The sequence below is a fragment of the Micromonospora solifontis genome, assembly GCF_003725545.1.
Taxonomy (GTDB): Bacteria; Actinomycetota; Actinomycetes; order Mycobacteriales; family Micromonosporaceae; genus Micromonospora; species Micromonospora solifontis.
On the sequence record NZ_RJLN01000032.1, the window covers coordinates 11,766 to 29,308 of the forward strand.

Annotated in this window: 3 protein-coding genes; all 3 read right to left on the reverse strand. The window is 76.8% G+C overall.

What is annotated here, in order from left to right; translation table 11 throughout:
- Positions 1–7: 7 nt before the first annotated feature.
- The 3 genes from EFE23_RS13575 to EFE23_RS13585 all read right to left on the reverse strand — a co-directional run bounded on the left by EFE23_RS13575 (position 8) and on the right by EFE23_RS13585 (position 17,502).
- Positions 8–9,196, reverse strand: coding sequence for a type I polyketide synthase (locus EFE23_RS13575; RefSeq protein ID WP_123241274.1), 9,189 nt, complete (start codon positions 9,194–9,196; stop codon positions 8–10).
- A 50-nt stretch (positions 9,197–9,246) separates the two neighbouring features.
- Positions 9,247–15,519: a type I polyketide synthase gene (locus EFE23_RS13580; protein ID WP_199737064.1), complete on the reverse strand. Its 6,273-nt coding sequence runs from the start codon at positions 15,517–15,519 to the stop codon at positions 9,247–9,249.
- A 312-nt stretch (positions 15,520–15,831) separates the two neighbouring features.
- A complete protein-coding gene (locus EFE23_RS13585; protein ID WP_233600971.1) occupies positions 15,832–17,502 on the reverse strand; it encodes an NAD(P)/FAD-dependent oxidoreductase in 1,671 nt (556 codons plus the stop codon).
- Positions 17,503–17,543 lie beyond the last annotated feature (41 nt).

The following is a 17,543-nucleotide window of genomic DNA, read 5'->3' on the forward strand; positions in this document are numbered from 1 at the left end:
ACGTCCCTCACTCCTCCATGGCCAGGTCCGCCCGGACGGCCCGGACCAGCTCGTCGATCGACAGGTCGGCCAGGTCGCCGTCGGTCCCGCCGGGTTCTTCCGCGGGCCAGCCGCCGGCCGGGGTGTCCACCGGCTCGTCGTCGGGGTAGAGCAGGTCGATCGCGTACGCGGCGACCTGCGCGATGGTCGGGTGGTCGATGGCGACGGTGGCCGGCAGGTCCACGGCGAGGGCGTGCGACAGCCGGGTCCGCAGGTCGATCACCATGATCGAGTCGAGGCCGAGGTCGACGAAGCCGGCCTCGTCGTCGAGCGCCCCCGGGTCGCCCAGCGCCTCACCGGCCACGCCCCGCACGGCCGCCCGGAGCCGGTCCTCCCGCTCGTCGGCGGCCGTCCGGTCCAGTTCCGCGCGCAGCCAGCCTCGCGGCGCGGCCGGGGCCGCGGGCGCGGCGGAGCCGACCCGTCCCCCCCGCAGCAGCGGCAGCAGCAGCGCCGCCCGCGGGTGCCCGGCCGCCCGCTCGACGTACGCCCGGGCGTCCACCGCCACCGCGACCAGGCGGTCCCGGCCGGCGGTGAGCGCGGCCCGCAGGATCGTCTCGGCCTCCTCGTCGGTGAGGGCACGCACGCCCAGCCGGTCGATGGCCCGCCGGGTCGCCTCGGTGGCGGCGAGGCCGCCCTTCACCCGGGGCGTCCACGGTCCCCAGTCGATGCTGACGGCGGGCAGGCCGCCGTCGCGGAGCCGGGCGGCGAGGCCGGCCAGATAGCCGTTGGCGGCGGCGTAGTTGGCCTGGCCGGCGGAGCCGAGCACGGCGGAGACCGAGGAGAAGTGCACCAGCGCCGCCGGCCGCCGCCCGGCCATGGCCGCCAGCAGCCGGTCCGCGCCGGCCGCCTTGCCGGCGAAGACCTCCGCGTAGGCGGCCTCGTCGAGCTGGTCGAAGGCGCCGTCGGCGGTCCGCCCGGCGAGATGCCAGACGCTGCCGATCGGCCCGTCGCGTTCCGCCTCGGCCACCATCCGCCGGCAGTCCCCGGGGTCGGTGACGTCGCCGCGCACCACCCGGACCCGGGTGCCGCCGGCGGTGAGCTGGTCGATCGCCGCGCTGGCCGCCGGGTCGGGCGCGGACCGGCCGACCAGGGTGATCGCGGGGACGCCCTGCCGGGCGAGGAAGCCGGCGACGCTCAGCCCCAGCGCGCCGAGCCCGCCGGTGATCAGCGCGGTGCCGGTGGTGACGGCGGCCGGCAGGTCGGCCTCGGCCGGGGGCAGTGGGCGCAGCCGGGCCACCCGCAGCCCGTCGGCCTCGATCCGCAGCCGGGTCTCCGGCAGGCCCCGGCGTACCTCCTCGACCAGCAGCGCGGCGGCGGCCTGCGGGTCGGCGTCGGCGGCGAGCACGACCCGGACCAGGCGGCGGTCCGGCTGCTCCGCCTCGACCGCGGCGAGCATCCCCCACAGCGCCTCCCGGACCGGGGCGGCCGCCGGCCCGTCGGCACACACCACCAGGTACGGCACGGCGGCGGAGGCGGTCCGCAGGTCGTCGGCGAGCCGGCGGACGGCGGACAGCGCGACGTCGGCCGATTCCCCCGGCTCGGCGGCCGCGAACCGTAGGTCCAGCACCAGGTCGGGCGGCCCGTCGTCCGGCGCGGCCAGGTCGGTGACCGCCGCGGCGAGCGCGGGCCGGACGTCGCCGCCGAGGACGGCGGCGCGCGGCGGCCCGGCCGGCGCCGGGGCGGGCCGGTCCGGTTCCGGCGCGGTCCAGGTCAGCTCGTGCACGTGCACGGCGGTGTCCCGGAGTGACCGCTCCAGCAGGTCGCGCGGGGCGTGCCGGATGCGGAACCCGTCGACCGCCAGCACGGTACGGCCGCGCCCGTCGAACAGGTGCAGGTCCGCCTCGTCCACCTGTCGGGTCCCGTCGGGGCGGGGGGTGGACCGCCGGGCCCGCACGTGGCCCCAGAGTTCCCCGTCCGGGTCGGGCCGGCGGGCCAGGGTGAGCCGGGCGGCGGCGAACGGGATCGCCAGCCCGGCCCGGCCGGCCTCCTCGGCCGACCCGCCGGCCGCGTCCGGGTCGACGCCGAAGGTCACCGTGCTCTGCAGGCAGGAGTCGAGCAGGCCGGGGTGGATGGCCCAGCCGGCCGGGTCCTCGTTCATCCGCTCGGGGCGGGCGTACCGGACCAGGGCCTCGTCGCCGCGCAACCACACCCGGTCGATCCAGCGGAACGACGGGCCGAGCAGGTAGCCCATCTCGCGGAAGTGCCGGTAGAAGTCCGTCCCGGCGAGCTGCCGCTCGGCGGCGGCCTGGAACGCGGCGAGGTCCGGCACCGGTCGCGGCTCGACCGGCTGATCCGCCAGCAGGCGGGCGGAGAGGTGCTCCTGCCAGCGCTCCCGTTCCGGATCGACCAGGCTCTGCACGCTCACCGTCCGGCCGCCGTGCTCCTGCTCGACCTCGATGACCTGCAGCTCGTACCGCTCGCCGTCGTGCAGCACCAGAGCGCGGGGGAAGACCAGGTCGGCGAGGGCGGGCGGGGTCCCGCCGCCGGCCAGCGCGCTGAGCACGGTGGCGGTCTGCGAGGCGCCGGGCACCGAGACGGTGCCGTAGAGCCGGTGGTCGGTCAGGTGCGGCGGGAACTCGGTGCTGCGCTCGGTCCGGAACACCCGGCCGCGCAGCGCGGGCGAGCGGACCGGCGTACCCCAGGCCGGCGCCTCGGCGGCCGGACCGGCGGTGACCACCGGCCCGCCGGTGGTCACCGCCCAGTAGCGGGTCTCCGCGAACGGGTAGCGCGGCGCGTCCACGCGGGTGCCGGCGCGGCGGGGCTGCACTCGGGACCAGTTCAGGTCCTGGCCGAGCGGGTAGAGCGCGGCGACCGCCGCGAGCAGCGCGGCCCGGTCCGGCGTGCCGCGGCGCAGCGACGACAGCAGGCCGCCGGCCGGCGCCAGGTCCGCGGCCCGGACCAGGTTGACCAGGGTACGGTCCGGGCCGATCTCCAGGCACACGTCCACGTCGAGCGCGGCGAGCCGGGCCGCGCCGGCGTGGAAGCGGACCGGCTGGCGGGCGTGGCGCACCCAGTAGTCGGCGTCGTACGTGTCGGGGCCGGCGACCTCCCCGGTCAGGTTGGAGATCACCGGGATGGTGGGGCCGGTGTGGTGGACCGTCGCGCAGACCGCACGGAACTCCTCCAGCGCCGGGTCCAGCAGTCGCGAGTGGAACGCGTGGGAGACGCTCAGCGCCCGGTGCCGTACGCCCTCGGCGCGCAGCCGGGCGGCCAGGGCGTCGACCTCCTCGGGCAGGCCGGAGACCACGGTGGCCGCGGGACCGTTGACCGCCGCCACGTCCAGCCCGGTGCCGGTGATCAGGTCGCGGACCCGTTCCTCGGTGGCGACCACGGCGAGCATCGCCCCCGGCCGGGTGGCCTGCATCAGCCGGGCCCGCTCGGCGATCAGGTCGAGCCCGGCGGACAGGTCCAGCACCCCGGCCACGATGGCGGCGGAGATCTCGCCGACGCTGTGGCCCATCACCACGGCCGGCGTGACGCCCCAGGATCGCCACAGCTCGGCCAGGGCGACCTCCAGGGTGACCAGGGCCGGCTGGGTGACCCGGGTCTCGTTGATCGCGGCCCGGTCCTCGCCGGTGAAGATCAGCTCGGTCAGCGAGGCGCCGAGCGCCGGGGCGAGCCGCCGGTCGCACTCGTCGAAGACCGCCCGGAACACCGGCTCGGTGGCGTGCAGCTCGCGGCCCATGCCGAAGAACTGGCTGCCCTGGCCGGAGAAGAGGAACGCGATCCGGGGCGGCCGGCCCGCCGGGGCCGGGTCGGCCGGCACGGCGGCGGCGAGGACCTGCTCGCGGTCGCGGCCGAGCAGCGCCACCCGGTACGGCAGGTGGGCCCGCCCGGTGCCGGCCAGTGCCGCCAGGTCGGGCAGCTCCTCCTCCGGCCCGCCCGCGATCCGGTCCCGCCAGCGGTCGACCAGCCGGCGCAGCCCGTCCGGGGTCGGCGCGGAGAGCGGGACGAGCAGCGGGCCGGCGGCGGGCCCCTCCGGGCGGGAGCCGTTGGCCGCCCCGACGCTCGCGGCCGCGCCGGTGGGGAGCCCGGTCCACTCCGGGCCGGCGGCGCGGTCCGGTTCGGGGTCGGCGAGCAGGATGTGCGCGTTCGTGCCGGTGAAGCCGAAGCCGGACACCCCGGCCAGCCGGGGCCGGCCGGCGCGCGGCCAGGCCGCGGGGGTGTCCAGCACCCGGACGTCCATGCCGGCCCAGTCGATGTGCGGGTTGGGCTCGGTGAAGTGCAGGTTGGCCGGGATGGTGCCGTGCCGCAGGGCGAGCACCGTCTTGATCACCGAGGCCATGCCGGCGGCGGACTCGCAGTGGCCGAGGTTGCTCTTGACCGAGCCGAGCCGCAGCGGCCGGTCGGCGGCCCGGCCCGGGCCGAGCACCCGCCACGCCGCCCCGACCTCGATCGGGTCGCCGAGGGAGGTGCCGGTGCCGTGCGCCTCCAGGAAGTCCACCGCGGCGCCGGTCACGCCCGCGTCGGCGAGGGCGGCGGCGATGACCTGCTCCTGGGCCCGGCCGCTCGGCGCGGTCAGCCCGGAGGAGCTGCCGTCCTGGTTGACCGCGCTGCCCCGGACCAGGGCGAGCACGGCGTCGCCGTCCCGGTCGGCGTCGGCGAGTCGCTTGAGGACGAGCACCCCGCAGCCCTCGGAGCGGACGAACCCGTTGGCGTCGGCGGAGAAGGCCCGGCACCGCCCGTCCGGGGAGAGCATGTGCGCCCGGCTCACCGCCACCGAGGCCAGCGGGTCGACGATGACGTTCACCCCGCCGACGATCGCCGCGTCGACCTCCCCGGCGCGCAGCGCGCGGACGGCGAGGTGCAGGGCGACCAGCGAGGACGAGCAGGCGGTGTCCACGGCGAGCGCCGGTCCGGCCAGGCCCAGCACGTACGCCAGCCGGCCGGCGACGGCGTTGAGCGCGGTGCCGGTGCTGTAGTACGCGTCGAGCCGGTCCACCCCCGCGCCGGCCAGCACCCGGGCGTAGTCGCCGTTGCTCACCCCGACGAAGACCCCGGTACGGGTGCCGGCCAGCCCCTTCGGGTCGATCCCGGCGTCCTCCAGCGCGTGCCAGGCGCACTCCAGGAGCAGTCGCTGCTGCGGGTCGAGGTTCTCCGCCTCGCGGGTCGGCACGCCGAAGAACCCGGCGTCGAAGCGGGCCACGTCGCGCAGGAAGCCGCCCTGGTCGGTGGTGATCCGGGGACCGCTGTCCGGGTCGGCGGTGTGGAACATGCGGTGACTCCAGCGGTGCGCCGGCACCGGACCGACCGCGTCCCGGCCGGAGCGGAGCAGGTCCCACAGCTCCTCCACGGAGTCCGCGCCGGGGAAGCGACCGGCCATCCCGACGATCGCCGCCGGCCCGGCCGGGGACGCCGCCGACCCGGTCACCGTGGCGACCGGGGCGGCCGGCTCCCCCACCCGCGGGACGGCCGGCACGGGATCGATCGGGATGGCCGGAGACACGGGGCGCACCACGGCCGGTGCTTCGGGCGACGCCGGGTCGGCGGCGTGCACCCGGGCGTGGTCGGCCGGCGGTACGCCCACCGCCGGCCCGGCGCCGGCGGTCGGGCCGGCGCGCAGGGACAGCAGGTGCGCGGCGAACTGGCGCACGGTGGGGTGGTCGAAGACATCGGCCACCTGCAGCGGCACCTCGAACGCCTCGGCGAGCCGGCGGGCCAGGTCCACCGCCATGATGGAGTCCAGGCCGAGGTCGAAGAAGCCCGCGTCCTCCCGCACGACGTGGCCCTCCGGGTGCCCGAGCTGGGCGGCCAGCAGCCGGGCCACGTGGGCGCGGGCGGCGGCGGGGCGGGCGCCCACCGGCAGCGCGGTCAGCTCCGCCACCACCGACGGCTCCCGTTCGTCGACGGGCGCGGCCACCTCATCGGCCCCGGGCGTGGCCCCGGCGGGGGCGGGCACGGCGGCGAGCAGGCCGCGCGGGCGCAGCCCGCCCAGCACGCTGTCCAGCCGGGCCCGGTCCAGCGGGCAGGCGACCAGGTACCCCTCCGCTCCGGGCGTCTCGTCCCGCAGCGCCGCGCAACCGGTGGCCGGGTCCAGCGCGCCCACGCCGAGCCGGGCAAACCGGTCCCGGGAGTCGCCGTCGGCCATCCCGGACACCGCCCACGGCCCGTACGCGATGCTGACCGCCGGCAACCCGAGCGACCGGCGGTACGCGGCCAGGGCGTCCAGTCCGCCGTTCGCGGCGGCGTACGCGGCGTAGCCCTCGGTGCCCCAGAGCGCGGACACCGAGGAGACCAGCACGAAGAAGTCCAGCGGCAGGTCCCGGGTGAGCCGGTGCAGCCACCACGCGCCGCCCACCTTGGCCCGCAGGGCGGCGGCGATCAGCCCGGCGTCCAGTTCGCCGGCCGGTACCCGGGCGATGGTGCCGGCGGCGTGCAGCACCCCGGCCAGCGGCGGCATGCCGCGCAGCGCGTCGCTCACCTGCCGGCGGGAGTCGGCGGTGTCGCACCCACCGCCGACGTACCCGACCCCGATCCCCTCGTCGCGTAGCCGGGTGAGCAGGTCGCGCGCGGCCGGATCCAGGTCGGCCTCGGTGCGCCGGCCGACCAGCAGCAGCCGGCGGGCGCCCCGCCGGACCAGGTCGGCGACGAGTTCCCGGCCGACCGCGCCGAGCGCGCCGGTGACCAGGTAGGTGGCGTCGGGGCGGACCCGCAGGCCGGCCGGGACGGGGTCGGCGGTCCGGAGCCGGGCGGCGCGGAGCCGGCCGGCGCGCACCGCGACCAGGTCCTCCAGCACCGGGCCGGGCGGCGCGGTGAGCAGGTCCAGCGCGGCGGCCAGGTCGTCGGGGCCCGGCCGGGCGGGCAGGTCGAGCACAGCGCCGAAGGCGGCACCGAACTCCAGCCCCAGCACCGGGGCGAGGCCGTGCAGCGGCCCGTGGACGGTGGCGGTCACCTCGTCGGTCGGCCCGGTACGGCGGACGCCCCGGGTGAGCAGCACCGCCCGACGGCCGTCGGCCCCGGCCAGGGCGGCCACCGCCGTGGTCACCGCGGCGACGGTGGTCGCCGCCCGGTCGACCGGGTCGGTGGCGGGCCGGTCCGGATCGGCGGCGGCCGGGTCGCCGCCGGCGCTCTCCTCGTCGAGCCCGGTGAGGTGCGGATCGTCGGCGGCGAAGTCGCTGAGGACGAGGTGCGCGGCCGGGACGAGCACGAGGGTCCCGTCGGGATGGTCGGCCCAGAACGCGGTCCACTCCCCCGGGTCGCCGGGCAGCGCGCCCGCCCGCCAGCCGGGTGGGGTGGCGGCCGGCTGCGGCGTGAGCAGCGTGCCGGTGAGCCCGCGGGCCGCCGCGGTGGCGGCCAGTTCCGCCACGAGCGCGGTGTCGTCGCCGGCCAGGACCAGCGGGCCGGGGTCGGGGTCCGGGGCCGGCCGGTCCAGCTCGGTCCAGGCCACCTCGTGGGTGTGCGCCGCGGTTCGGGGTTCGTCGGCTTCCCCGCCGGTGGGCCACTCCGGGGCGTGCCGGCGGCGCTGCCACGGATAGCCCGGCAGGTCGAGCACGGCCCGCTGGGCCGACGCGGCGGCGAGCACGGCCGGGTCGACCTCGACCGCCGGTCCGCCACCGGCCAGCGCGGCGAGGCCCGCGGCGGCGGCCGCCGGGTCGGCGGCGGCGATCCAGGCGGCGACCGGCAGCCGGCTGCGCCCGGCGTTGGCGGTGGCGGCGAAGGCCGGATAGTCCTCCGGCGACAGTCCCCGCACCCGCTGGGCGTACGCGGCGGCCAGCTCGCGCAGCGCCTCCGGGGTGCGTGCGGAGACCACGAAACCGGTCACCGGGCCGGCGGGCGCGGCCGGCCGCTCGGCCAGTTCGTCCGGCTCGACCGCGCCGATGATCAGGTGGGCGTTGGTGCCGCTCATCCCGAACGAGCTGACCCCGGCCAGCCGACCGGCGTCCTCGGCCCAGTCGACCAGCCGGTCCGGCACCACCATCCCGGTGCCGGCGAGGTCGATGCGCGGGTTGAGGGTACGCAGGTGCACCACCGGCGGCACCTGGCGGCGCTGCACGCAGAGCACCGCCTTGACCAGGCCGGCCACCCCGGCCGCGGCCTCCAGGTGCCCGAGGTTGGTCTTCACCGAGCCGACCGCGAGGGGCGCGCCGTCGTTGCGCCGGCCGAGCACGGTGGCCAGCGCCTCCAGCTCGATCGGGTCGCCGAGTGCGGTGCCGGTGCCGTGCGCCTCCACGTACCCGACGTCCGCCGGCCGGGCGCCGGCCCCGGCCAGGGCCGCCTCGATGAGCGCCACCTGGGAGAGCACGTTCGGCGCGGTGAAGCCACTGGAGCGGCCGTCCTGGTTGACCGCGCTGCCCCGGATCACCGCGTGGATCCGGTCGCCGTCGCGGACCGCGCGAGCGAGCGGCTTGAGCACCAGCGCGCCGGCGCCCTCGCCCCGGGTGAAACCGTTCGCCCGGGCGTCGAACGCCTTGCACAGGCCGTCCGGGGCGAGCGAGCGGGTCTGCACGACCAGCCGGGTGGAGCGGGGCGACATGATCAGGTTGACGCCCGCCGCGACGGCCACCTCGCACTCGCCCCGGCGCAGCGCCTGCACCGCGAGGTGCACCGCGACCAGTGAGGACGAGCAGGCCGTGTCGACCGCCATGGCCGGGCCGGTCAGGCCCAGGCTGTACGCGAGCCGGCCGGCGGCGAAGCAGTGCCCGTTGCCGGTGGCCCAGTAGGCGTCCGGCTCGCCGGGGAGCCAGTCCCGGTAGTCCTGGCCGGTGATGCCGACGTACAGCCCGGCGGGGCGGCCGACGAGCCGGTCGGCGGGGACGGCGGCGTTCTCCAGCGCCTCCCAGGCGACCTCGAGCAGGAGCCGGTGCTGCGGGTCGAGGGCCCGGGCCTCGCGCGGACTGATGCCGAAGAAGTCGGCGTCGAAGTCGAGCACCTCGTCGAGGAAGCCGCCGCGCTGCGGCAGCTGCGCCCACTCGGCGGCGAACGGGCCCTGCCGGGCCGCGGGCATCGGCCCGACCAGGTCCCGGCCGGCGGCCAGCGCGTCCCAGTACGCGTCGGTGTCGTCGATCCCGCCGGGCAGCCGCAGGCCGATCCCGACGATCGCGACGGGCTGGTCGCCGCCCTGCTCGTCCAGCTTGCGGCGCAGCGTCCGGATGGTGGCCAGGGCCCGCTTGAGCTGGGCGTCCTGCCGCTTGGCGGCGGCGTTGTCGGTGTCGTCCATGACCTCGGTTCCTCGGGGCGCGGATGCGGTCGGTCGGGCGGTGCGGCGGGTCAGCCGGTGGCGCTCGGCACGGCCGGCTCGGTGCCCGCCCCGTCGGGCTCGGCCGGCTCGGCGGTCGGCGGTTCGGCGGTGCGGGCGAGCTGCTCGCAGAGGGCGCCGGCCAGGGCGCGGGCGCTGCCGTACGTCCACAGCAGGGTGGGCGACAACCGCAGCCCGAACGCCTGCTCCAGCCGGTTGCGCAGTTCCAGGCCCATCAGCGAGTCGAGGCCGAGGTCCTTGAACGGGGTCTCCCGGTCGACCCGTTCGGTGTCCAGTCGCAGCACCCGGCCGGCCAGCTCGCGCACCTTCGCCTCGGCCAGGGCGGCGCGTTCGGCGGCCGGGGTCTGGAGCAGGGTGCCCCGGAAGCCGTGCGCGGGACCGGCGGCCTCGCCGTCGCGGGCCGCCGCGCGCAGCCACTGCCAGCTCGGCAGGGCGGCGGTGTCCGGGTACGCGTCGAACCAGCGGCGCAGGTTCAGCGGCACGTACCCGACCACCGGCTCGTCGCGGCCGAGCATCCGCACCAGCGCCGGCCACGCCTCGGTGGTCGGGAAGCTCTCCATCCCCCGCTCGGCCAGCCGGGCGCCCCGGTTCTCGTCGGCCGCGGCGAGGCCGACGTCGCCGAACGGGCCCCACTGCACGCTGAGCGCGGGCCGGCCGGCGCGCCGCCGCGCCTCGGCGAACGCGTCCAGGTACGCGTTCGCCGCCCCGTACGCGGCCTGGCCGGCGTTGCCGATCAGCGCGGCGGCCGAGGAGAAGAGCACGAACAGGTCCAGCGGGTCGTCGACGGTGACCGCCTCCAGGGCGAGCGCGCCGTCCACCTTGGGCGCCAGCACCCGGGCCACCTGCCCGTCGGTGAGGGTGCCGACGGTGGCGTCGTCGAGCAGGCCGGCGGCGTGGAACACACCGCGCACCGGCGGCAGTCCGGCGCGTACCCCGGCCAGCGCCCGGCGCAGCGCGGCCTCGTCCGCCACGTCGCAGCGCAGCACCTCGACGGCGGTGGTGCGGCGCAGCGCCGCCACCCGGGCCTGCGCGGCGGCGTCGGGCTCGGAGCGGCCGAACAGCACCAGCCCGCCGGCGCCGTGCCCGGCGAGGAACTCGGCCAGCGCCAGGCCGAGCGCGCCGAGGCCGCCGCTGATCAGGTACGTCCCGTCCCGGAACCGCCCCTCGGGCAGCGGCACCGCGGTGACCGTGTCGACGGTGGTCGGGTCGGCCACCACCAGCTTGCCGACGTGCGTGCCGTGGGACATCTCGCGCAGCGCCTCGGCCGCCTCGGCGTACCCGAAGACGCGGGTGGGCAGCGGCGGGAGGCTGCCGTCGGCGACCCGCTGCCACACCTCGGCGAAGAGCCGGGCGAAGCGGTCGGGTCGCCGGTCCATCAGGCCGGCGAGGTCGACGGCGGCGAGGGTGATGCCCTTGCGGAAGGCGTCCAGGCCGATCGGCCGCCCGGCGTAGATGTCCTTCTTGCCGATCTCGATGAACCGGCCGTCCTCGGCGAGCGCGTCCAGGCCGAGCGGGATCGCCGCGCCGGTCAGCGAGTTGAGCACGACGTCCACGCCCCGCCCGCCGGTCGCGGCCCGGACCTGGGCGGCCCAGCCCAGGTCGCGGGAGTCGAAGACGTCGGTGACGCCGAGCGTGCGCAGGTGCGCGCGTTTGGCCTCGCTGCCGGCGGTGGCGACGACCCGGGCGCCGAGGGCGCGGGCCACCTGCACGGCGGCCAGGCCGACGCCGCCGGCGGCGGAGTGCACCAGCACGGTCTCGCCGGGGGCGAGGCGGCCGAGGTCGGTCAGGGCGTACCAGGCGGTGGCGTAGACCAGCGGGAGGGCGGCGGCGTCGGTGTCGGCGAGCGCCGCGGGGATCGGTCGGGTGTGCCCGGCCCGGACGGTGACGTGGCTGGCCAGCGCGCCGAAGGCGCAGGCGACCACGCGGTCGCCGGGGCGGGGCTCGCTGACCCCGTCGCCGACCGCGACGACCCGGCCGGCGCACTCGCCGCCGAGCAGCTCGGCCCCGCCCGACGGGTCGGGGTACGTGCCGACGGCCTTCATCACGTCGATGAAGTTGAGCCCGGTGGCGCTGACCTCCACCTCCACCTCGCCCGGCCCGGGGGCGCGCCGGGCCAGCGGGACCGGCACCACGCCCTCCCAGCGGCCCGGTCGGATCGGGACGACCCGGAACGGCTGCGCGGCGGTACGCGGGACGGGCAGCTCGGCGGCGTCGTCCTCGGGCAGCTCGCCGCGGGCCAGCCGGCCGACCCGGCGGCCGTCGGCGCGCAGCACCACCTGGTCGTCCTCCCCGCCGAGCAGTTCGGCGGCGCACCGGGGGGACCGGTCCGGATCGGCCGGGTCCACGTCGATCACCCGGGGGTCGAGTTCGCCGTGTTCCCGGCGCAGCGCCCGCAGGTAGCCCCAGTAGAGGGCCGCGCCCGGGTCGGGTCGGTCGGCCGGCGTGACGGCCTGGGCCCGGGTGGTGACCACGGCGAGTCGGGGTGGGACGCTCCGGCCGGCGCAGGCGCGGGCCACGGCGGTGAGCCGGAGCAGGTTCTGGCGCTGCGCGCCGAGCCCGGCGTCGCCGTCCGGGGCGACGAAGACCACCCCGGCGGCCTCCGCGCGGGGATCGGTGGCGAGCAGGTCGTTGCCGTCGTCCACGGCGTCGGCACCGGCGGCCCGCAGCGCGGTGACCAGTTCGCCGCGGGGGGCCGGGCCGCAGACCAGCCAGCGACCGGGGTGCGCCGGCACGGCCGGCGGCTCGGCGGGTGTCCAGGCGAGGCGGTGCAGCCGGTCCGCGTCGTCGGTGCCGCCGGTGGTGGCCGGCAGCGGCCGCAGGCGCAGTCCGCGCAGGGTCAGCACGGGCCGCCGCCCGGCGTCGAGGACGTGCACGTCGTAGTGCTCGGCGTCGTGCCGGATCACGTGCGACCAGACGGTGGTCGGCGGCTCGTCGAGGTCGGTGTGCAGCAGGACCCGGTCGACGGCGACCGGCACGACGGCGTCGTCGCCGGGGCAGAGCGCGAGCGCCACCTGGAGGGCGCCGTCGGCGAGCGCGGGGTGCAGGGTGTGCGGCCGGTTGCCGGCGCGCAGCCGGTCGGGCAGGACCACCTCGCCGACCGCCTCCGCGCCGTCCGGGTGCACCCGGAGCGTCCGGATCGGACGGAACGCCGGGCCGTAGCGGAGCCCGCGACCGGCCCACTCCTGGTAGAAGGCGTCCGGGTCGGCCGGCTCCGCCGGCTCGGCCCAGTCGGGGAAGCCGGGGGCCGGGCCGTCGGCCGCCCGGTAGGAGACCCGGCCGCCGGCCGCGGCGGTCCAGCCCGCCGCGCCGTCGGGCAGGTGCAGCAGGCGTACGCTGCCGCCCTCGGTGACGTCGTCGCGCCACTCCACGGTCAGCCGCACGTCGTCGCCGGCGAAGGTGACCTCGCGGTCGAAGGTCACCTCGTCGAGGCGGCCGGGCCGGCCGCCGGTGCGCGCCCGCGCGGCCAGCAGGAGCAGGCCGAGCATGGCGGCGCCGGGCAGCACCACGGCGTCGTGCACCCGGTGGTCGGCCAGCCAGGGCTGCTCGGCCAGCGTCAGCCCGACCGGCGCGTGCCAGGTGTCCACCTGCCCGGGCGCCGGGGTCAGCGTCACCTCGAAGCCGCGGCCCCCGGTGCGCCGGGGGCGCGCGGCCGGCCAGTACTTCTCCGGCCGCAGCGGGTAGCCCGGCAGGTCCACCCGGCGGCCCCGGGGCAGCCCGCCGAACGGGCCCAGTCCGGCCACGTACGCCCGGGCCAGGGCGCGGGCCATGTCCTCGGCGCCGCCCTGGTCCCGGCGCAGCGTGGAGAGCACCGCGACCGGTTCGGCGCGCTCGGCGGCGAGCTGTTCGACGGCCGGGGTGAGCACCGGGTGCGGGCTGATCTCGACGACGTGGGTGACGCCGTCGTCGAAGGCCTGCCGCATGGCGTCGGCGAAGAGCACCGGCCGGCAGAGGTTCTCCACCCAGTACGACGCGTCGAGCTCGGGGCCGCCGAGCAGTCCGACCCGGACGGTGGAGAGCAGCGGCACGCCGCCGGTGGTCGGGCGGACCGGCGCCAGCGCGGTCAGCAGGTCGTCGCGGAGCGCCTCCATGTGCGGGCTGTGCGAGGCGTAGTCCACGTTGACCAGGCGGCAGAAGACCTCCTCGGCCTCCAGCAGCTCCTTGAGGGTGAGCACGTCGTCCCGGTCGCCGGAGAGCACACAGGACCGGGGGCCGTTGTGCACGGCCAGGGCCACCGTCTCCTCGAAGCCCTGCAGCGCCTCCCGGGCGCCGTCCCGGTCCAGGTCCACGGCGAGCATCAGGCCCCGCCCGGAGGCCCGCCGGGCGATGGCGCTGCGCCGGGCCATCAGCAGGGCGGCGTCGGCGTAGGTGAGCGCGCCGGCCAGGGTGGCCGCGGTGATCTCGCCCTGGCTGTGGCCGAGCACCAGGTCCGGGTGCACGCCGTTGGCCCGCCACAGCTCGGCCAGGCCGAGCGACATCGCCCAGAGGGTCGGCTGGAGCATGTCGATCCGGGTGGTCCACTCGTCGCCCGCCTCGTCGGCGATGACCGCGGTGAGGTCCCAGGAGACGTGCGGGCGCAGCGCCTCGGCGCACTGGCGCACCACGTCGGCGAAGACCGGGCTGCGCTTGTAGAGCTCCCGGCCCATCCCCCGCCACTGGGAGCCCTGACCGGGGAAGACGAACGCGGTACGCCGGTGCGGGACGGCCCGGCCGGTGGGCAGGTCGGGGTCCGCGGGCGCGTCCGGGCCGGCGGCGGCGAGCCGGGCCAGCCCGTCGCGGAGCGCGGCCGGCCGGTCGGCGACCACGGCCGCGCGTACCGGGAAGTGGTCGCGGTGCCAGGCGAGGGTGCCCGCGACGGCGGTCAGGTCGGTCTCCGGCTCCGGCTCCGCCGTCCGCCCGGCGAGGTCGCCGGCGAGCGCGGCGAGCGCGGCCGGCTGGCGGGCGGAGAGCGGCACCACGGCGGGCAGGCCGGTGTCCGGGGGGTCGGCGGCCGGCTCGGCGGCCGGCGTGGGGGCCGGGCCGACGACCACGTGGGCGTTGGTGCCGCCCCAGCCGAAGGAGTTGACGCCGAGGTAGACCGGTTCGTCGGCGGGGAGCGGCAGCGGCTCGCGCACCACGGTGACGTTGAGCCGGTCGAACGGGATCTCCGGGTTGAGCGTGGCGGAGTGCAGGCTCGGTGGCACGGTGCGGTGCCGCAGCGCGAGCAGGACCTTGAACAGGCCGGCCATCCCGGCCGCGGCCTCCAGGTGGCCGATGTTGGTCTTCACCGAACCGATCGGCAGCGGCCCGACGGTGCGGGCCGCGCCGAGCACCTCGCCGATGGCGCCGGCCTCGATCGGGTCGCCCCGGCCGGTGCCGGTGCCGTGCGCCTCGACATAGCCGAGCCGGTCCAGCGGCACGGCGCCGTCGCCGTACGCCAGGCGGAGCAGTTCGCGCTGCCCGTCCGGGCTGGGGGTGACCAGGCTCTCCCCGCCGCCGTCGTTGTTGACCACCGACCGGACCAGCACGCCGTGCACCCGGTCGCCGTCGCGCAGCGCCCGGTCGAGCCGCTTCACCAGGACGGCGGCCACCCCCTCGCCGCGGACGAAACCGTCGGCCTCGGCCGCGAAGGCGGCGCACCGGCCGTTCGGGGAGAGGCCGCCGAAGTGGGTCAGGCCGATGGAGACGTCGGGGGCGAGGATCAGGTTCACCCCGCCGACGACCGCGGCGTCGATCTCCCCGGCGCGCAGCGCCTGCGCGGCCAGGTGCAGGGCCACCAGCGACGACGAGCAGCCGGTTTCCACGGTCAGGCTGGGGCCGCGCAGCTTCAGGGCGTACGACACCCGGGCGGCGATCACGTCGAGGGCGTTGCCGACCAGGCTGTGCTGGCTGGTCGGGGCGCCGCGCTCGCGGCGGGCGAGCTCGTAGTCGTGCCAGGACGCGCCGACGTAGACGCCGGTGCGGGTGCCGGCCAGGCCGGCCGCCGGCTGCCCGGCGTCCTCCAGCGCCCGCCAGGTCACCTCGAGCATGAGCCGCTGCTGCGGGTCGATGTCCTCGGCCTCGCGGGGGGAGATGCCGAAGAAGGCGGCGTCGAATCCGTCCACGCCGTCGAGGAAGCCGCCCACGGCCTGGATCTCGCGCTCCGGGTCGAGCTGCGCGGTGGCGTCCCAGCGCTGCGCCGGTACGCCGACGATGGCGTCGCCGCGTCCGGTCAGGAGTCGCCACAGGGCCTGCGGATCGTCGGCGCCGGGAAACCGCCCGGCCATGCCGACGATCGCGATCTGGTCTGCCGTGTCGAAGTCTGCCATCGCGTCCATTCACTGCCTTTTCGTCGACGCCGACTGCGGCGGGAGAATGCAGAAATTGCGGTTACGACCGGTCGTCGCCCGGCGGTGTGGAAATTCCACGGGTGCGGGCGAAATTGTCGCCGCCCACCAGAATCTACGCGGGCGGCGAATGGGCGGTAACCCCGATTCGATCCATCCGTACCCGAGGCCGACCCCTATCGCGGCGACCCCACTGGCAGTGAAAGAGGCCAATGTGGAGTGACCCCGCACACACGTCGGCGGCGGCCCCGGTGGGTGACACCGGGACCGCCGCCGTACGGGTAGGGGGTGCGGTCAGGGGCGCAGCCGCATCCGGACCAGGCCGGCCGTGGCCCGGCTCATCATGGCACCGATCTCCTCCGGTGCCTTGCGCCGGCTCCACACCGCGTTGCGGGCCATCTTGGACGGGGAGGCGCTGAAGCAACGGTTAACGGGGTCGCCGAAGCCGAACGACGGCGGCAGGTAGTCGGCCGAGGCGATCATGGCGAAGATCTGCGCGGCGCCGTCCTTCGGGGACAGCGTGCCGGCCTCCACCGCCTGGCAGGTCTGCCGGGTGAAGAAGCCCAACTCGCTGAACTTCTCGCTGACCGGGAACGGTGAGCCGGGGTGCCGGCTGTCCTCCAGGGCGAGGAAAACCTTGTCGTCACCGCTGCGGGAATAGCGGAAGTAGGCGTCCTCGATGACGACATTCCCGAGCATGGTGCCGAGCTGCCACGTGCGGTTGACCGCATTCCACAATTCGTAGTCCCGGAAGGCGACGAACGAGCTGTAGACGAGGTCGTCGTGGAAGTCGAACAGGCCCTGCTGGAGCGTCTCCAGATACTCGAACCGCTCGGTCGACCAGTTTCCGTCCCGGGCGGCGGCGATCAACCGCCACGCCATGATGTTGATCAGTTCGAGGGTGTTCGTCATGCCGCGCGAGTAGAGCGGGTCGATGAAACCGGCGGCGTGCGAGGTCAGGCAGAACCGGTCACCCACGATCTGCTTCGCCGAGTACTGCAACCGGCCGGTGGAGACCCACGGCCGGACCGGCTTGGCGTCCTCGAACTGCCAGGCGATGTCCGGGAAGCGGTTCAGGAACTGCCGGAACTCCTCCTCCGGCGGCAGGTCGGTCTTCGGGTGCACCCGCGGGTCGAGGGTCAGTCCGACGCTCACCAGCGGGTTGAGCGAGTCCGGGTGGTTGTCGAAGGGGATCACCCACATCCAGCCGCCGTCGAACACGTGGTGCAGCGTGCCGTGGTGCCACGGGTTCGGCTGGCCGTGGCCGCGCGCGGCGGCTGGCGACTTGTCGTACGGGCGGACCCCGATGAGGTGCGTGAAGACGCTGCGCGAGTGCGTCCGGGCCCGAGTGGGCACCTCGCGCAGCTCGAACTTGTCGGCCAGCGGCGAGCGGAACCCGCCGGCGTCGACCACGTAGCTGGCCCGGAACTCCTCGCCCCGGTCCGAGCGCAGCACCGCGCCCTCGTCCGGGTCGATCTCCACGTCGACGATTCGGGTGTTCAGCCGGGTGTGCGCGCCGTACTTCACCGCGACCTGGAACAGGTACGTGTCGACGTCCTGGCGGAACAGGTGCGACTCGGTCCGCAGCATCGACGGGACGACCAGCTGGTTGACCTCCCCCGGGTCCTGCGGGGCCCCCTCCCGGTGGTAGATGAAGCCGAAGTTCTGCTTGCGGCCGCAGTTGCGGGAGACGTGCTTCTGCACGCCACGGAAGCTGGACAGCGGCTTGATCTCCGGCACGCCGTACCGGTCCGCGATGATCCGGGTCATCCCGGACGTGAAGGGGATGGTGGACTCCCCGATCGCGAACCGTGGGTGGGCGCCGGCGTCCAGCAGCAGCACCTTGACACCGTTGCGGGCCAGTACCGCACCGAGCATGCCGCCAGCGATACCACTGCCGAGGATCGCCACGTCGTACCGGTCGTCACGTCCCGATCCGGAGCTGTCGAGCGGCAATCTTCTCACCTCCTTCTCGTCGGGAAACGGTGTGCGGGGGCGCGACGGCC

Excerpts from the sequence above, each read along its gene's own strand:
- EFE23_RS13575 (WP_123241274.1), bottom strand. The coding sequence starts at position 9,196 with ATGGACGACACCGACAACGCCGCCGCCAAGCGGCAGGACGCCCAGCTC.
- EFE23_RS13580 (WP_199737064.1), bottom strand. The coding sequence starts at position 15,519 with ATGGCAGACTTCGACACGGCAGACCAGATCGCGATCGTCGGCATGGCC.